This is a genomic window from Picosynechococcus sp. PCC 7002, from assembly GCF_963860125.1.
GTDB lineage: Bacteria > Cyanobacteriota > Cyanobacteriia > Cyanobacteriales > MRBY01 > MRBY01.
Genome location: NZ_CAWLFA010000001.1, coordinates 1,919,430 through 1,935,538, shown reverse-complemented (window position 1 = coordinate 1,935,538; position 16,109 = coordinate 1,919,430). Strand labels below are relative to the sequence as shown.

The 16,109-nt window shown below is 49.4% G+C and carries 14 protein-coding genes; 11 read left to right on the top strand and 3 right to left on the bottom strand.

Annotated elements, in window-relative coordinates; translation table 11 throughout:
• Positions 1-711 precede the first annotated feature (711 nt).
• The 3 genes from AACQ84_RS09380 (at position 712) to AACQ84_RS09370 (ending at position 4,876) form a co-directional block, all read left to right on the top strand.
• Complete coding sequence (locus tag AACQ84_RS09380) at positions 712-2,049, top strand: S41 family peptidase (protein ID WP_049761732.1); 1,338 nt, start codon at positions 712-714, stop codon at positions 2,047-2,049.
• Positions 2,050-2,165: 116 nt separating this feature from the next.
• Positions 2,166-4,136 (top strand): ABC1 kinase family protein, encoded by a 1,971-nt coding sequence (locus AACQ84_RS09375; RefSeq protein ID WP_012307454.1) that lies wholly within the window; start codon positions 2,166-2,168, stop codon positions 4,134-4,136.
• A gap of 74 nt (positions 4,137-4,210) precedes the next feature.
• A complete protein-coding gene (locus tag AACQ84_RS09370; RefSeq protein ID WP_012307453.1) occupies positions 4,211-4,876 on the top strand; it encodes a cytochrome b/b6 domain-containing protein in 666 nt (221 codons plus the stop codon).
• On the opposite strand, the gene AACQ84_RS09365 is transcribed toward AACQ84_RS09370, so the two are convergent.
• Positions 4,873-5,469: a nitroreductase family protein gene (locus tag AACQ84_RS09365; RefSeq protein WP_012307452.1), complete on the bottom strand. Its 597-nt coding sequence runs from the start codon at positions 5,467-5,469 to the stop codon at positions 4,873-4,875. The genes AACQ84_RS09370 and AACQ84_RS09365 overlap by 4 nt on opposite strands.
• A 119-nt stretch (positions 5,470-5,588) precedes the next feature.
• Between AACQ84_RS09365 and AACQ84_RS09360 the strand changes: the two genes are divergently transcribed.
• The 3 genes from AACQ84_RS09360 to acs all read left to right on the top strand — a co-directional run bounded on the left by AACQ84_RS09360 (position 5,589) and on the right by acs (position 9,836).
• A complete protein-coding gene (locus AACQ84_RS09360) occupies positions 5,589-6,254 on the top strand; it encodes a nuclease-related domain-containing protein (RefSeq protein ID WP_012307451.1) in 666 nt (221 codons plus the stop codon).
• Positions 6,255-6,384: 130 nt separating this feature from the next.
• Complete coding sequence (locus AACQ84_RS09355) at positions 6,385-7,734, top strand: hypothetical protein (protein WP_012307450.1); 1,350 nt, start codon at positions 6,385-6,387, stop codon at positions 7,732-7,734.
• Positions 7,735-7,871: 137 nt separating this feature from the next.
• Entirely contained in the window at positions 7,872-9,836 is a 1,965-nt protein-coding gene (gene acs / locus AACQ84_RS09350; protein ID WP_012307449.1) for an acetate--CoA ligase, read from the top strand.
• 97 nt (positions 9,837-9,933) lie between these two features.
• Here the strand turns inward: acs and AACQ84_RS09345 are convergent, their stop codons facing one another.
• The gene (locus AACQ84_RS09345; RefSeq protein ID WP_041443542.1) at positions 9,934-11,151 is read right to left on the bottom strand and encodes an ABC transporter substrate-binding protein; all 1,218 of its coding nucleotides are present in this window, start codon (positions 11,149-11,151) and stop codon (positions 9,934-9,936) included.
• Positions 11,152-11,808: 657 nt separating this feature from the next.
• Here AACQ84_RS09345 and AACQ84_RS09340 point away from each other — a divergent pair.
• Both AACQ84_RS09340 and AACQ84_RS09335 read left to right on the top strand, forming a co-directional pair.
• Positions 11,809-12,234 carry a Fur family transcriptional regulator gene (locus tag AACQ84_RS09340; protein ID WP_030006386.1) on the top strand — a complete coding sequence of 142 codons (426 nt, stop codon included), beginning with the start codon at positions 11,809-11,811 and terminating at the stop codon, positions 12,232-12,234.
• Between the two features lie 163 nt (positions 12,235-12,397).
• The gene (locus AACQ84_RS09335) at positions 12,398-13,126 is read left to right on the top strand and encodes a 2-phosphosulfolactate phosphatase family protein (RefSeq protein ID WP_012307446.1); all 729 of its coding nucleotides are present in this window, start codon (positions 12,398-12,400) and stop codon (positions 13,124-13,126) included.
• Between the two features lie 78 nt (positions 13,127-13,204).
• Here the strand turns inward: AACQ84_RS09335 and psaM are convergent, their stop codons facing one another.
• Positions 13,205-13,300, bottom strand: coding sequence for a photosystem I reaction center subunit XII (psaM, locus tag AACQ84_RS09330; RefSeq protein WP_012307445.1), 96 nt, complete (start codon positions 13,298-13,300; stop codon positions 13,205-13,207).
• Between the two features lie 283 nt (positions 13,301-13,583).
• Between psaM and AACQ84_RS09325 the strand changes: the two genes are divergently transcribed.
• The 3 genes from AACQ84_RS09325 (at position 13,584) to AACQ84_RS09315 (ending at position 16,083) form a co-directional block, all read left to right on the top strand.
• Positions 13,584-14,291, top strand: coding sequence for a TerC family protein (locus AACQ84_RS09325; RefSeq protein ID WP_012307444.1), 708 nt, complete (start codon positions 13,584-13,586; stop codon positions 14,289-14,291).
• Between the two features lie 307 nt (positions 14,292-14,598).
• Positions 14,599-15,555 carry an RNA polymerase sigma factor, RpoD/SigA family gene (locus AACQ84_RS09320; RefSeq protein WP_012307443.1) on the top strand — a complete coding sequence of 319 codons (957 nt, stop codon included), beginning with the start codon at positions 14,599-14,601 and terminating at the stop codon, positions 15,553-15,555.
• Positions 15,556-15,741: 186 nt separating this feature from the next.
• On the top strand, positions 15,742-16,083 hold the full coding sequence (locus tag AACQ84_RS09315) for a DUF760 domain-containing protein (protein ID WP_012307442.1): 342 nt from the start codon (positions 15,742-15,744) through the stop codon (positions 16,081-16,083).
• Positions 16,084-16,109: the final 26 nt, after the last annotated feature.

Below are 16,109 nucleotides of genomic sequence, written 5' to 3'. Positions count from 1 at the left end.
GCCAGTTAAGATTACAGATGGTTGATCGAGCACTTATAACTCAAGTCCAATGGTAGCGAGAAAAAATCGGAGATACAACGATTTAAGGGCAAAAATAATATAAATTTCTTGATTTTTACAGTTGTTTACCCATGGGACGAAAAATCTCGCCTATCTTAAAGCAAAAGCACCATTCTTGCCCTACATTGCATAGATTTATTACGGAGATCTAGCTTCTCCGCAGATTCATTAGTCGGGGTGGCAACGCGGTATCTCTTGATCCCTAAGATGCTCAGCGGCAGATAGTAACAGAATCACCTCGGCTTCTGTGGAATAGCAGATCACCACCCCAGCATAATTGCTGAAAATTGGGGCTAATTGGTGGAGTAATTAGAATACAGATGTCCCATGGCTTCAGCGACCCGTTAAGCCCTTTGTAAGAATGTGCTGTCGTACCCGATAAAAGCAAAACTGAATTGATTACAATGGAGGGCAACCGCACAAGATTCGGTCGAGTCAATCTCCCCTTTAAGCTGATCTAAAAGCGTTCGAGACTTGCAAGTTTCTCGCCCACAGCGTTTTTAGGGTCAAGCCCAGGGGTTTCCAGGGGGCTTTTTCCAACCGTTTTTCCGGTGGGGAAGTCAGAAGGAAAGTAGATTGTTGACTTTGACCTGTCCCAATGGGGTGATTTGCGCCATTCCTCCCCCCTTTTTTCTTCGCTTTCAGATCTCCATGAAAAAGATTGCTCTGTCTTTGCCTCGTTGCCCAGATACTTTTGTAAAGGGTGCCCTGAGAACGTTATCTGTTTTAGTTTTGTTGACTGTGCCCAGTTTGTCTCGTCCGGCGATCGCCGCGATGGAAGATAGTCCGAAAGCCATCGTTGATGAAATGTGGCAGATCGTCTACACAGAATCCGTTGCCAAAAATTTTGAGCCGGAATCTTGGCTAAAACTCCGCGAAGATTTATTAAGCCAGAACTACGATACCTATGACACGGCCTATCGTCAAATTCGTGGTGCCCTCAGAACCTTGGGAGACCCCTACACGCGATTCCTTGATCCAGAGGAGTTTGAAACCCTAACCAGCCAAACCACCGGCGAACTATCTGGCATTGGCATCCGCATGGAAATTAATGCAGAAACTGGGATCTTGACGGTGGTCGATGTCCTCCCGGATTCTCCGGCAGAGGCGGCGGGAGTCCAAGCAGAAGATCAGATTATGCAGATCGATGGTCAGGTGACCGCTCTTTTGAGCCTAGAGCAGTCTTCGGAACTGATTCGGGGCCTAGAAGGGACTGAAGTGAATTTAAAAATTCGTCGCCGCGACCAGTCTTCCCTAGATCTTGCGATTACGCGAGCAAAAATTGAATTGGCCACGGTGAACTACGGGGTACAAACCATCGGGGACGAAAAAGTTGGCTACATTCGCCTTGATGAGTTTAGTTCCCATGCCGCTGAGCAAATGTATAACGCGATCCAGGATCTAAAGGCGGAAACGGTTACGGGTTTTGTACTGGATCTCCGGGGAAATCCTGGGGGCTTACTCTACTCCAGCGTTGATATTGCCCGGATGTGGATGGAAGAAGGAGCAATCGTTCGCACAGTGGATCGCAAAGGGGGCGATCGCCAATTTAGCGCCAACCAAACAGCGATTACCGATTTACCCCTCGTCGTGCTTGTGGATGAAAACTCTGCCAGTGCCAGCGAAATCTTAGCGGCGGCCCTCAAGGACAACCAACGGGCAACCCTGGTGGGGACTCGCACCTACGGCAAGGGCACCGTCCAATCAGTCCATGAATTATCCAACGGTGCGGGCCTGGCAGTCACAATCTCCCGGTACTATCCCCCCAGTGGCATGAGTATCAATATGAATGGGGTTAGTCCTGACATTACCGTAGAACTAGATAATGAACAGTTCACGCAACTGCGTCTCGATCCGAGTTTGATCGGGACGAGTGCTGATCCCCAGTTTCTCAAGGCAGTCAATATTCTCCAGAACCAGCGCCTTAGTGAAACTCCAGGCAAACAAGCCCCCCTCAGCGCCCGCTCGTCTGGTGCCATCTCCAATTAAGCACCTCCCGCTGCTTTGATCGTCTGCAGTTCCCGTAGATGAGTAACCCAGAAACATTTGTTACAATCATTTACAATGCAACCCATTCAACTGTAGGCGATCGCATCGGATAAACTATGCCATACCAGACCCGTACCCCCGCGACCCCGGTCAATTCGGTTATCGAACAGCCCGCCCAGGAGTCCGAGCTGTGGCGTTACAATCCAGAGGCGATCGAAGCCAAATACCGCAATCGTCCCTTTGCTGTTCTGGGACGCCTCCTCACCATTATTTCCAGCTTTAGTGGCCTGCTACTCAGAATTTGGTGGGCTAAGGCCACTGGAAACAACAACAATCCTAAAGCCCAACAGAAACAAGCCGATCACCTCAAGGCGATTCTGACGAAATTAGGCCCCACCTACATCAAAATTGGCCAAGCCCTCTCTACCCGTCCTGACCTCGTCCCTCCCGTCTATCTGACGGAACTAACCAGTCTTCAGGATCAACTCCCTTCCTTTCCGAATGAAATTGCCTTTCGCTTCATTGAAGAAGAATTAGGACAACCCCCCGAAAAAATCTACGCCGAGATCTCAGATCATCCCCTTGCTGCCGCCTCCCTCGGCCAAGTCTATCAAGCTCGCCTCAAAACCGGCGAAAAAGTTGCCGTAAAAGTTCAGCGCCCTGACCTGCAACAGCGCATCAACCTCGATATTTTTATCATGCGGCGCATTGCCCGCTGGCTTCAAAATAATGTCAAACAAGTCCGCTCCGACCTAATTGGCATTACCGACGAATTTGCGGCGCGTATTTTCGAAGAAATGAACTATGCCCAGGAAGGACGTAACGCAGAGAAATTCAAAAAACTCTACGGCGGCATGGCAGAAATCTATGTGCCAAAAATTTATTGGAAATATACCGGTAAGCGCGTCCTCACCATGGAGTGGCTCGATGGGACGAAGCTAACTAACCTCAAAGAAGTCGCTGCCAAAGGGATTGATGCCACCCATTTAGTCGAAGTCGGGGTGGAATGTTCCCTGCGCCAACTCCTAGAGTTTGGATTTTTCCATGCTGATCCCCACCCCGGTAATCTTTTAGCCCTCGATGATGGTCGCCTCGCTTATCTAGACTTTGGCATGATGAGCATGATCGAACCCTACCAACGTTATGGGTTAATCGAAGCTGTGGTGCACCTAGTTAACCGCGATTTTGAAGCCCTGGCCCATGACTATGTCAAATTAGATTTTCTCAAGCCAGATACTGATCTTGCGCCCATTGTACCTGCCCTAAGCACCGTTTTTAATAATGCTTTGGGAGCTAGTGTTGCGGAACTTAATTTTAAGAGCATCACGGATCAAATGTCGGGCATTATGTACGAATTTCCGTTTAAGGTGCCTGCCTACTACGCTTTGATTATTCGTTCGATGGTGACCCTCGAAGGGATTGCCATTGGTGTTGATCCAGAATTTAAAGTCTTGAGTAAAGCTTATCCCTATGTTGCAAAACGCTTGTTGACCGATAATTCTCCGGAATTACGTCATTCTCTGAAGGATTTATTGTTTAAAGAAGGCAGTTTTCGCTGGAATCGCCTCGAAAATTTGCTGAACAATGCGAAGGATTCTACCGACTACGATCTTAAAGGGGCGGTTAATCAAGCCATTGACTATATCTTTTCAGAACGGGGTGAATTTATCCGGGAGCGCCTTGCCGAAGAAATTATTCAATCGGTGGATATCCTCGGACGTAATACCTTCCAAAACATTACCAGTTTGGTACAAGAGCAATTGGGTCAAAAGCCAACCCACAACCAGACTAGGGGGATGAGTGCAGAAGACCGGGCGAACCTGGTGCACATTCAAAATATTTGGCGCATCCTCCAGGAAACCCCTGATTTTGACCCGATGTTTATTTTGCCTTTAATTCCTAAAGTGCTCATTAAGCCGGAAACGCAACAATTAGGTCAGAAAATCGCTGAGGGACTTTTACAGCGCATTGCCGCCCGTTTCATTCGTAATGTTTTGTTGGCCGATCCCAACGGAGATAAGACTCGTCAGCGGGAGGTGATCCGTTATCCTGGGTCTCTGCCGCTGCCAAAGTCTGCGTTACGGTAATGTCTTAGGGAAATGGGTTGCTTTTTTGCGTAAAATTGAGCAAATATTAGCAACCTAAAAGACATTGTGGAGCCATGGCACAATCTAAACCATATCAACCTATTTTATTGCGCTTGCTCCATGGCCTAACGGCGATTTTGGTATTGCTGGCTTTAGATACGGGGTTTTGGGTTTACGACATTTATGATGGTCGCTGGGGCCGTTTGGGTCTGCCACGGCTCGAAGCGATGCAGGGCATCCATGGGACGATCGCCTTAACATTCTTTTTATTGCTACCGTTCTTTGCGGTGTACAGTTTTCGTCTGGGCGATCACCGTTTGTTGCAGCCGAATTCCCTGACGCAATTAAAGCAACTGGGAAAACCGATTTGGTGGGTTTCGGCCCATCGACTGATTAATACAGGCATGCTGCTGGCGGGAACCTTAGCCGTCATTACAGGCCGGATGATGAAGGAAGAATGGCTACCGGCAAGAGAACTCAATCATTTCGCCTACCTTGGTCATCTGTTGGCCTGGGTGGTCATGTTTGGGGCGCTGGCTCTGCACTTACTTTTGGGCATTAAAGTTGGAGGTGTGCCCCTATTAATTTCGATGGTTAGTCTGGGGCAACGGGAAGGCGATCGCCCCAAAAACTGGTTACAGGGATTTCAGCAGCGACAGAGCTTGTTACTGAAATCCCTAGAAATCATTGTGGGTTTAGGGGTGCTTTTTGCTTTGGTTGTGCCCTTGTTTAATTTTTAGAAATAGGGATTTTCCCAAGTTCCAGTAAAGACAATTTCCGCGAAGGGTTTGCGGCTACGGGGGCTCTGTTCCCGTTCTTGGAGGGCTTCTGGGGCTTTAGTAATATCACCCGGATAGCCAATGGCCACGGCAGCGGCCGGTTCAAAGCCAGCGGGAATTTTGTAGCGGTCACGGGCTTTGTCTTTATCGAAACCGCCCATTTGGTGTACCCGCAGACCGAGGGCTTCAGCTTGGATCGTTAAACTGGTCAAGGCTTGGCCCACATCATACATTCCGTAGGGATTCGGGTTATCATTGCGGGTAAATCGCTGTTTTCCGACAGAAATCATCAGAATGTATGCGTTTTTTGCCCAGGTCTGGTTTGTTTCCATCAGGCAGTCCAACATTTTGCCATAGGCAGCAGCATCAGCTTTTGTGGCCATCAAAAACCGCCAAGGCTGTTCATTAAAACAAGAGGAAGCCCACCGGGCGGCTTCTAATAAGCTCCCAATTTTTTCTGCTTCGACGGGGCGATCGCCATCAAAGATGACCGTACTAAACCGTTGACGCAGTAGGGGGTGAATTGGATATTGAGTTTGGGCGGGTTTTTCCATGGAACTTACGACAGAATAATGGGCAATAGAAAGAAAACTAAATTCCAGCTTTAGGATAACGACTTTTGGGTTGGATGTTTGGTGGATTATTGATGGATTAACTTTTATCTGGGCTAGTTATGGTTGCCTCTTCCCCTAGAACAGCGGGTCAAAATGTACGTCGCTTAGCCTTTAGACGTCGCCTCCAGTCCTGGCGGGCTTTCTTGGCGGCGGGAGGACTCCCGGTCTTGGTGGTGTTCATGTTTCCGGTCTTGGCGATTGGTCTGGGGTTTATTGCGGCGATCGTCATTGTGGCGATCGCCGCCTTTGGGGCAATGGGTTTTATTTTCCGGGGTTTAGATCTTTGGCAAGCCGCAAACCGTGCCGTTCAGGGGGCCAAAGCCGAGGAAAATGTCGCCAAAATTCTCCAGGAACTAGAGCCCCAGGGGTGGTCTTTTGAATATGGGATGCGCCTTGATGATGGCCTGGGGGATGCCGATGTGATTTGCTTTTCGCCCCAGCAAAAAACCTATGTCATTGATGTCAAATCCCATAAAGGCACGGTGATTTTCCAGGATCATCGGCTCCATCGCCGCATGGGGCGCACGATCTATGGCTTCAAGAAAGATTTTTTGCAAATCGTGATGAAACAGGCGCTCCAGGTACGCGACAAAAAAAAGCTTAGTTTTGTTACGCCGCTGTTGGTGTTTACCCGTGCCCAGTTAGCTGTCTCCCACAAAAAAATTCGGGGGGTTTATGTAATTGGCCAGGCGGATTTGGTGGCGAAGTTGCAGGAATTGGGTTGAGCACTGGGATAGCTGTGGTCGTTCAAGGCGGTCGCGAATTACATCATTGTCCCAAAAATTTGATCGAGAAACAATTCAGACTCGCTTACGATCAAGGTAACAGCATCTCCCTGGACACGACAGATTTTTTATGCTCCACGATTTTCAATTGTCTATCTTGGCCCTGGGTCATGACCAGTATCAATTGCGTTTGAGTTCGGCGATCGCCCCTGGTGCGGAACCCATCGTGGCAGTGGTCACTTGGCAACCGGAAGCTTGGCTGGCAACCTGGGCCAATTACCCCCTAGAGACTTGGGGGAAAATGCTGTTTACGGCCCTTTTCACGGGAGAGATTTACGAGCATTGGCAGGACATGGTGGCGATCGCCAAAGTGGATAATCTTCCCATTCACGTTTATTTGGGCTTACCGGATGGGATTTTGTGGTTTCTGCCATGGGAGGCGATGTTTATCGAACCGCAAAATTACACAGTCCACTTTTCTCGGCAACGGGACAGGGCCATTGGTGCCGACAATTCTGAAAATTTAGATACAGCGGTTGATTTGTCTTGGTTGGGGGAGACAGAACCCGAAGAGGATGTTGCTTTTATCCAAGATATTTTTGCGAATATGCCCGAACCGTCCGAGACGGAGACGGATACTGAGAATGATCATCGGGGAATGCTCTTGATTCCCTCCTGGCGCTCCCTATTGGCTTTTCCCCGTAACCTCCTAGGATTGGGTTTGATCATCATGCTCACCCTGGGGGGCATTCTACTGGGCCGACATTTACAAAATCTCTCTGTAACGCCGACCACCACGGAGGGGATCATGCGCCTGACAGAAAAGGAATTAGAAAAGCTCACTGATGCAGACTTGGTGCAGTTGGCCCAGGCAGATATTGACCAAGACAATTGGGGTAACGCTGAGATGATCCTCGCTGAACTCCTCGATCGCCAAGCCTTTGGTGCGGTGCAACCATTACTGTTTGATCCGGCGATCGCCCCGGAGAATGAAACCATTGCTTTTTTGCGGGGGCGCTATATCTGGCAAACAACTTTGGCTGCCGTCCCACCATCGCCAACCCAAGCAACGGCGATCGCCACGGTGCAAGACAATTGGGACATGGCCCTAGCCCAACAGCCCAACGACCCCGAAATTTTGATGGCCCTGGGTTTTGTCCATTACCTCAATGCAGATTACGAAGCCGCCAATGATCGTTGGTATGAAGCCTTAGCGGCGGCAACGACCCAGGATTTCCCCCCAGCCCTCCAGGCGGAGATTTATGCGGGCCTGGCGATTAGTATGTACGATTTGGCCCAAAGGCAACCCACCGACGTTGACCAGGAAATTCTTGTAGGGAAAGCCGAAAAACTCCGGGCGATCGCCCTAGATCTCGATCGTTCCCAGCTCAACCCCCGCCGCCTCGAACAAAGTTGGTTATGGTTCCCTGAGGCGATCGCCACTTGGCAAACCCTGCTCGCTTTAGAAGAATCTCCCTAGGTCATATCCGGGGCATACATTCGATCAACTTGAGCGCAAAAATCTTGCAAACCATTACGGCTTAAGCACGAGACCCCCTGATGGGGCGGACTTGGGGGACAATGGGGTGAAATAAATCCCACGATAATAACCCTATTATGTCCGAACAAAACATTGAATCCATCCTCCAGGAGCAGCGCCTTTTTTCGCCTGCACCAGACTTTGCTGCCGAGGCCCAGATCAAGAGCTTAGACCAGTACCAAGCCCTCTACGACCGGGCGAAAAATGACCCCGAAGGCTTTTGGGGGGAACTCGCCGAACAGGAATTGGAATGGTTTGAGAAATGGGACAAGGTGCTCGATTGGCAACCGCCCTTCGCCAAATGGTTTGTCAACGGGAAAATTAACATTTCCTACAATTGCCTCGACCGTCATCTCAAAACCTGGCGCAAAAATAAAGCCGCCCTCATCTGGGAAGGGGAACCCGGTGACTCCCGTACCCTCACCTATGCCCAGCTACACCACGAGGTCTGCCAGTTTGCCAATGCGATGAAAAAGTTGGGCGTCAAAAAAGGCGATCGCGTCGGGATTTATATGCCAATGATCCCGGAAGCCGTCGTTGCCCTCCTCGCCTGTGCCCGCATTGGTGCGCCCCATACGGTGATATTTGGTGGCTTTAGTGCCGAAGCCCTCCGCAGTCGCCTCGAAGACGCTGAAGCCAAACTGGTGATCACCGCCGACGGGGGCTTCCGCAAAGATAAAGCGGTACCCCTCAAGGATCAAGTAGATGCGGCGATCGCCGATCACCATGCCCCCAGCGTTGAGAATGTTTTGGTCGTTCAACGCACCAAAGAGCCTGTCCACATGGAAGCCGGGCGGGATCACTGGTGGCATGATTTGCAAAAAGAAGTCTCCGCTGACTGTCCCGCCGAGCCGATGGATGCCGAAGATATGCTCTTCATCCTCTATACCAGCGGCACCACGGGTAAACCCAAGGGCGTTGTCCACACTACGGGCGGTTATAATCTCTACACCCATATAACGACCAAGTGGATCTTTGATCTCAAAGATGATGACGTGTATTGGTGTGGTGCTGATGTGGGTTGGATCACCGGCCACAGTTACATTACCTATGGCCCTCTATCTAACGGGGCAACGGTCTTAATGTATGAAGGCGCACCCCGTCCGTCTAATCCCGGTTGCTATTGGGAAATTATTCAAAAATATGGTGTCACCATTTTCTATACGGCACCCACAGCGATTCGGGCCTTTATCAAAATGGGTGAAGGCATCCCCAATAAATATGACATGAGTTCCCTGCGCCTCTTAGGAACCGTGGGTGAACCGATTAACCCAGAAGCTTGGATGTGGTACCACCGGGTCATTGGTGGCGAACGTTGTCCCATTGTTGATACATGGTGGCAAACGGAAACCGGTGGTGTGATGATTACGCCTTTACCCGGTGCAACTCCCACAAAACCCGGCTCGGCAACTCGTCCTTTTCCGGGGATTGTGGCGGATGTCGTTGACCTTGATGGAAATTCCGTTGGTGACAACGAAGGCGGCTACCTGGTAGTGAAACAACCCTGGCCTGGGATGATGCGTACTGTTTACGGCAATCCCGAACGCTTCCGGTCTACCTATTGGGAGCACATCGCCCCGAAAGATGGACAATACCTTTATTTCGCAGGTGACGGGGCACGCCGTGACCAAGATGGCTATTTTTGGATTATGGGTCGCGTCGATGATGTCTTAAATGTTTCGGGCCATCGCCTCGGCACCATGGAAGTGGAATCGGCCCTCGTTTCCCACCCTGCCGTCGCCGAAGCAGCCGTGGTTGGAAAGCCAGATCCGGTTAAGGGGGAAGAGGTGTTTGCCTTTGTCACCCTTGAGGGCACCTACAGTCCGAGCGACGATCTCGTAACGGAACTCAAGGCCCATGTGGTGAAAGAAATTGGGGCGATCGCCCGTCCGGGAGAAATCCGTTTTGCCGATGTAATGCCCAAAACCCGTTCTGGGAAGATCATGCGGCGTTTGTTGCGAAACCTAGCCGCAGGTCAGGAAATTGTGGGCGACACCTCCACCCTCGAAGACCGCAGCGTCCTCGATCAACTCCGGGGCTAACCCCCCATTCTCCCTTGAGGGAGATGTCCAGAGGGGAGTCAGTAAATTCCAAAGACAAAACTGATTCCCCCTTTTAAACACAGGCCTAGGTTTGACTTTAGTTCGTTTCAATGAAGGCGAAACGCCCCTGTTGACCCGATTCATCCATTTCAATTTGGGCCACAAAAAATTCCTTCTGGACAATTTCCCCTTCCTCTGTGAAGGAAATTTCACCCAAAGGCGTGACGTAGGTACCTGCAAAAATTTCGTCCCGCAGTTGTCGTCGCAAGTCCGGTAGAGCAAGAGTTTCTAAGGGCGTTTTTTCATCGAGGCTGCTGAGGGCTTCAACAAAAACTTGGATCGCCGTAAAAGCCTGGGCACTAAATTGGGGCGGCTCTTTTTGGTTTTGTTGAAAATAGGCGTCCCGAAACGCGCGGTTAATCTCATTATCTAACTCGGCACTGTAGGCTTGGGCCACCAACACCCCATCACATTTTGCTTGGCAGACGGGGAAAATATTAGAAGTATTTAAGCCGTTCCCCCCAACAATAATGCCGTTGTAACCTAATTCTCGCAGTTGCTTCACCAGGTTGCCCGCATCGGCTGCTAACCCCGAAATAATCACTAGATCTGGTTGAACATTGAGTGCGGCAGTCACCTGGGCTTGAAAATCAGTGTCGGTCGTTTGAAACCTTTGTACCGTGACTAATTCCAGGCCAAAATCTTGCACAGCTGCCTGGAAGGTTTCTGTCTCTGATTTACTAAAGGCATCATTTTGGGCGAAGAAAACCGCAACGCGCTGTAGTTCTGGGTTGAGCTTGAGGGCTTGGGCCACGGCATTGGGAGCAACCACCGAGACAGGGGCAGAAACTCGGCCAATAAATGCACCAATCTGCGGAACCCCTTCGGCGGTATTGGAAGGGCCAAGGACGGGAACTTGAGCACGGTCGGCGATCGGATCAGCGGCAAAGGCTTGTTGGGAAAGGGTCGGGCCAACGATACCGACCACTTTATCTTGGTTGATCAGGGTATTAAAGGCGTTGATGGCGCCCTGCTCATCGGCGGCCACATCCTGGAGAATGATCTTTAGGGGTTTACCGTTGATCCCGCCGTTTTCGTTGAAGTAGGTTTCCGCAATCTGGGTGCCGAGGATCTGCTCTTGGCCAAACAGGGCAACATTACTGGTCTGGGCGACGGCGACTCCCAGAGGAATTTCTGCCAGATTGCCATTATTATTACCGGCATCCGTAGGAGGAGATGGGGCATTACAGGCAATCACCAGCACCGCCGTTAAAAAGGCGATCGCCCCCTGGAGCAAGCGTCGATATTTAAGCATAAAAATTTCTATAGAGTCTTGATATAACAGACATCCAGAATACTGCGAAGCTCGATGCTCCTTCAACTGCTTGCTGCTTGATTGGCAGCGATGGGGAATCAGTAACTCCTAATGAATCGTTACAGGCAGACGAGGGCTGTAAAAAAACTAGACACCAATAACGCTAACCCCGAAATGATCCCGATTTCTTGAATTTCTTTTTTGAGTTCCATGGTTTGACAGCTCCACTAGCAAAATATGCAACGAAGAAATATGGATTTTGCTTGTTTTTAAGTATAAATACTCAAGTGCTGTTTGCCCACCCTTGGCCCCAAGGGAAATCACCGGAGGGAGAGATTTAGCCCGTTAAATGTCATCAAAGCCAAATAATGAGACCAAAGAATGCCGTCAATTCGTTTTCGATCTGATTGGATTCATTCTTACTTAGGGAAAAGTATAAGATAGAACTTTCTCCTAGATAGGCGTAAAGCTTAATTTAAGGTGCTAAGATCATTAAAGAACTATTAACCTATATTTTTTTCTTATCCGTAATCCGAAAAAATTCTTAAGAATTGCTTTTATCGTTGATTTTGCAACGAACAAGCCTTGATTTCACCTTGGCCCATTCGTCAGAATAGCCCCCATTATTTCCTTGTCGTCTGTTCTTCCTCCAAAACCATGTCCCAAGCCTTTAGTGCCACAGAAATTCGTAACACGATGAAGCAAGAGGGGTTGCGCATCACGCCCCAGCGGTTTGCGGTTTATGCCAATCTACTCGGTCGGCAGGATCATCCCACGGTAGAACAGATCCTAGAGGATGTGAATGCGGATTTACCCATTGCTTCTAAGGCCAGTGTTTACAGTGCCCTGACGGTCTTGCGGGAAGTGAATCTTGTGCGAGAGGTGCTCTTGGATGAAGGCGTGACTCGGTATGACGCCAATGTTAATCCGCACCACCATTTCGTCTGTCGAGACTGCGGGGCCATCCAAGATCTGCCTTGGCAAGCCTTTAGCTGTTTTGATTTGGGTCAGTTTGCGACGCAAGTTACCGCCGAGAGCTATGAAGTAACCGTTAAGGGACTTTGTGCGGACTGCCGTGCTTAACTTGTTTAAATAATCTGGGATTTTTTCTCGACTAGCCTGGGTTGATCCTTGCTGTTTGGCAGCCTTGGTCAGAACCCTTAACCTCATGAAGGTTTTGTCCGGGGCGATCGCCAAATCAGGTATTTTGGAATCTAGACTGGATTGTTAGGAAGGATTTTATTGCGTGAAACTTTTTGTGTATCACACGCCTGAGGCGACGCCAACGGATCAACTCCCCGATTGTGCTGTGGTTATTGACGTACTGCGGGCCACCACAACCATCGCTACGGCGCTCCACGCTGGAGCAGAAGCAGTGCAAACCTTTGCTGACCTCGATGAACTGTTTCAATTTAGTGAAACTTGGCAGCAAACCCCCTTTCTCCGGGCTGGGGAACGGGGCGGGCAACAGGTAGAAGGCTGTGAGCTTGGCAATTCTCCCCGCAGTTGTACTCCAGAAATGGTGGCTGGGAAGCGCCTCTTCTTAACAACCACCAACGGCACGAGGGCCCTCAAGCGCGTTGAGCAAGCACCCACAGTGATTACCGCAGCCCAAGTGAATCGCCAGAGCGTGGTGAAGTTTCTCCAGACAGAACAGCCAGACACCGTTTGGTTCGTTGGTTCCGGTTGGCAGGGGGATTATTCCCTCGAAGATACCGTCTGTGCTGGGGCGATCGCCAAGTCCCTGTGGAATGGGGACAGTGACCAGTTAGGGAATGACGAAGTGATTGGGGCAATTTCCCTTTACCAACAGTGGCAGCAAGATTTATTTGGCCTCTTCAAGCTCGCAAGCCACGGCCAGCGTCTCCTGCGCTTAGACAATGAAATCGATATTCGTTACTGTGCCCAAAGCGATACCCTGGCGGTTTTACCGATCCAAACAGAGCCGGGTGTCCTCAAAGCCTATCGCCACTAAAAAAAAATTAAGGGAGCCATGAAAAAAGGGTTCCGCACGGAACCCCCAAGTCTGCTTCTGTGGCAGATTTAGACAAATTTACTTATAAAGCTCAGTGGAGAGCCGGAAAGCCAAAACACCAGGAATGAGGGCAATGGCAAGGGCCACTAACACTTGGGTATCAGAAATTCCCATAATTTTAAAAACTCCGAATATAAACTGAGGTTTATCCCTTAATTTGCGATATTGCCTCTGGTTTCCCCAAGGTTTTGTAACAAGACGCAACATATCACCCCAACCTTCACCCATTCACCAAAAATGCGTCGCTTTAACCTTGATTCTGAGAAGTTTCTGCCGTTGACTGGATAGTTTGTTTACAATGGCCTTAAGGTGACCCATTTGCCGCCACAGCAACCCGACGGGCGGTCTTTTTTTGTCTTGAATTGTTCTCAAAAGTTTACTGTGTCGAATTTTTCCCATGCTCGAGCAAATTCTTCATCCCCAGTTGCATTTCAGCTTAGAAACGTCTCTCATTCTCGTGATTTTGGTGGCCCTAGAAGCTGTTCTTTCAGCCGATAATGCCATTGCCCTCGCGGCGATCGCCCAGGGGTTAGCCAGTCCGACCCAACAACGCAAAGCCCTCAACATTGGTTTGATGGTGGCTTACATTCTCAGAATCACCCTCATTTTCACGGCAACTTGGGTGATCCATTATTGGCAAGTAGAACTTTTGGGGGCATTGTATTTGCTGTGGCTGGTTTTTCGCTACTTTACCTCCCCTGAAGATGATAAAAATCACCACCATAGCCTAGAGTTCAAGTCCCTCTGGCAAGCGATTCCGATGATTGCGGTCACGGATTTAGCCTTTTCCCTCGATAGCGTCACAACGGCGATCGCCGTCGCGGAAGACATTTGGTTGATTGTGCTTGGGGGCACCATTGGCGTTCTGACCCTCCGCTTTCTGGCGGGGCTGTTTATCCGCTGGCTCGATGAATTTACCAACTTAGAAGATGCAGGTTTTGTGACCGTGGGCTTTGTGGGGGTTCGTCTCCTCCTTAAGGCGGTTTATCCCAGTTTTGTGATGCCTGAATGGCTGATGATCACGGCGATCGCCGCCATGTTTATTTGGGGATTTTCTAAACGCAACCCTGATTTTGTCCCCCAAGAGGACTCGCCATCGCCCTAATTTGTGCCTGGATCCCTTAGTCCGCCGTAGTTTCCCCTACGGCCTGTTTGCCATTCTCAGTAACTTTACATTTATTAAATAAACTTAATAAAACTCTAATTTTTTGGTAAAATAAATTCATAAATAAAAATTAAGCATTTCGATTCTCGTTTTTTCACCAAGGTTAAATCGCTGCTCCGTCAGTACAGACCTTGCCTGTTTCCTTTAGTGGACAACTCACTTTTTCCGCAGCCCTGGCGAATCCAGTCTAGGGAGTAGCTTCTTATTTTCATTTTTTAAATTTCGTCCTTTCTAGCCGAGTTGACCTATGAAAACTGCCAAATACTCCGCCGATCCTGTCCGTACCTATCTTAAAGAAATTGGAAGAGTTCCCCTTTTAACCCACGAAGAGGAAGTTCTTTATTCTCGCCGTGTCCAGAAAATGGTCAACCTAGAGAAGCTTAAAGCCGAATTAGCAGAGAAGCAGGATCAAGAGCCGAGCCTCAAGGAATGGGCCCAGGCAGCGAACCTTTCCCAGCGGGAGCTGAAAAAGCAACTCCTCCTAGGGAAGCAGGCAAAACAAAAAATGGTCGAAGCGAACCTCCGCCTTGTGGTCTCAGTGGCGAAAAAATACATTAAGCGCAATATGGATCTCCTCGATTTGATTCAAGAGGGCACCATCGGCATGCAACGGGGGGTAGAAAAATTTGACCCGACCAAGGGTTATCGTTTCTCGACCTATGCTTATTGGTGGATCCGGCAGGCAATCACCCGGGCGATCGCCGAAAAGAGTCGCACGATTCGCCTCCCGATTCATATCACCGAAAAGCTCAATAAAATTAAGAAAGCCCAGCGCCAACTTGCCCAAGCCAATGGACGTTCTGCCTCAATCCCAGAACTAGCCGATGAACTAGGTTTAACCACCAAGCAAGTCAGGGACTACCTCGAAAAATCCCGCCAGCCCCTTTCTCTAGACCTGCGGGTTGGGGATAACAACGACACGGAACTGATCGAGCTCCTCGAAGACGATGGCTTAACCCCCGATGATTATGCGACCCATGCGGCTCTAAAACGGGATTTAGCGCGGATGTTAAATGATTTGACCGCCCAACAACAGGAAGTTTTAACCCTCCGCTTTGGTCTCCGGGATGGGACGCCCCACACCCTCGCAAAAATTGGTGAACATCTGAGCATCAGCCGGGAGCGGGTACGTCAAATTGAACGGGAAGCCCTCGCTAAACTCCGCAAACGAAAAGCGGAAATGGGTGAATATTTAGCCAGTTAATTGCTCAGTCAAAGGATAATTTGGCGATCGCCTGGGGGGAGAAAATCGTAAAAACGCCACCGCAAAAGTTCGGTTACACTCCCCTCTGGGTTGTCAATAAGTTGTTACATTAGCCTTAGTTAGTATTGCATCAAAACATAGTGATTCAACGCATCACTCCCATTGAGCATCTAGGAGGAAAGACTGGTGAATAACGAAGCCCAAAGTTTTTATGGTCTCACAGGCAACAAACAACAAGGTTCAGACGAGCTTTGGCATTATGTCCAGTCTTTGTCTCCAGAAATGATTGCCCACATGTCAAAGCCCCAATCTCCGGCTGTTAACCAAGTTATCGAACGCAATATTGTTGGGTTATTAGGCGTTTTATCTAGCGCCGATGGATTTAATGTATCGGTCAATATGAGCCGCGAACAGCTTGGTCACTTGTTGGCCTCAGCAATGATGGGGGGCTACTTTATTCGCAATGCCGAGCAACGGTTCAACATCGAAAAATCCCTCCAGGAGCAAGACCTTAATTTGTCCGATTAAAGTCCATTTTCTAGCAATGATCTAGT

What these genes read in the sequence shown, in the direction of transcription:
- AACQ84_RS09360 (WP_012307451.1), top strand. Translation starts at nt 5,589, where the DNA reads ATGGTTGCCTCTTCCCCTAGAACAGCGGGTCAAAATGTACGTCGCTTA.
- AACQ84_RS09325 (WP_012307444.1), top strand. Translation starts at nt 13,584, where the DNA reads ATGCTCGAGCAAATTCTTCATCCCCAGTTGCATTTCAGCTTAGAAACG.
- AACQ84_RS09370 (WP_012307453.1), top strand. Translation starts at nt 4,211, where the DNA reads ATGGCACAATCTAAACCATATCAACCTATTTTATTGCGCTTGCTCCAT.
- AACQ84_RS09345 (WP_041443542.1), bottom strand. Translation starts at nt 11,151, where the DNA reads ATGCTTAAATATCGACGCTTGCTCCAGGGGGCGATCGCCTTTTTAACG.
- AACQ84_RS09365 (WP_012307452.1), bottom strand. Translation starts at nt 5,469, where the DNA reads ATGGAAAAACCCGCCCAAACTCAATATCCAATTCACCCCCTACTGCGT.
- acs (WP_012307449.1), top strand. Translation starts at nt 7,872, where the DNA reads ATGTCCGAACAAAACATTGAATCCATCCTCCAGGAGCAGCGCCTTTTT.
- AACQ84_RS09375 (WP_012307454.1), top strand. Translation starts at nt 2,166, where the DNA reads ATGCCATACCAGACCCGTACCCCCGCGACCCCGGTCAATTCGGTTATC.
- AACQ84_RS09340 (WP_030006386.1), top strand. Translation starts at nt 11,809, where the DNA reads ATGTCCCAAGCCTTTAGTGCCACAGAAATTCGTAACACGATGAAGCAA.
- AACQ84_RS09355 (WP_012307450.1), top strand. Translation starts at nt 6,385, where the DNA reads ATGCTCCACGATTTTCAATTGTCTATCTTGGCCCTGGGTCATGACCAG.
- AACQ84_RS09380 (WP_049761732.1), top strand. Translation starts at nt 712, where the DNA reads ATGAAAAAGATTGCTCTGTCTTTGCCTCGTTGCCCAGATACTTTTGTA.
- psaM (WP_012307445.1), bottom strand. Translation starts at nt 13,300, where the DNA reads ATGGGAATTTCTGATACCCAAGTGTTAGTGGCCCTTGCCATTGCCCTC.
- AACQ84_RS09320 (WP_012307443.1), top strand. Translation starts at nt 14,599, where the DNA reads ATGAAAACTGCCAAATACTCCGCCGATCCTGTCCGTACCTATCTTAAA.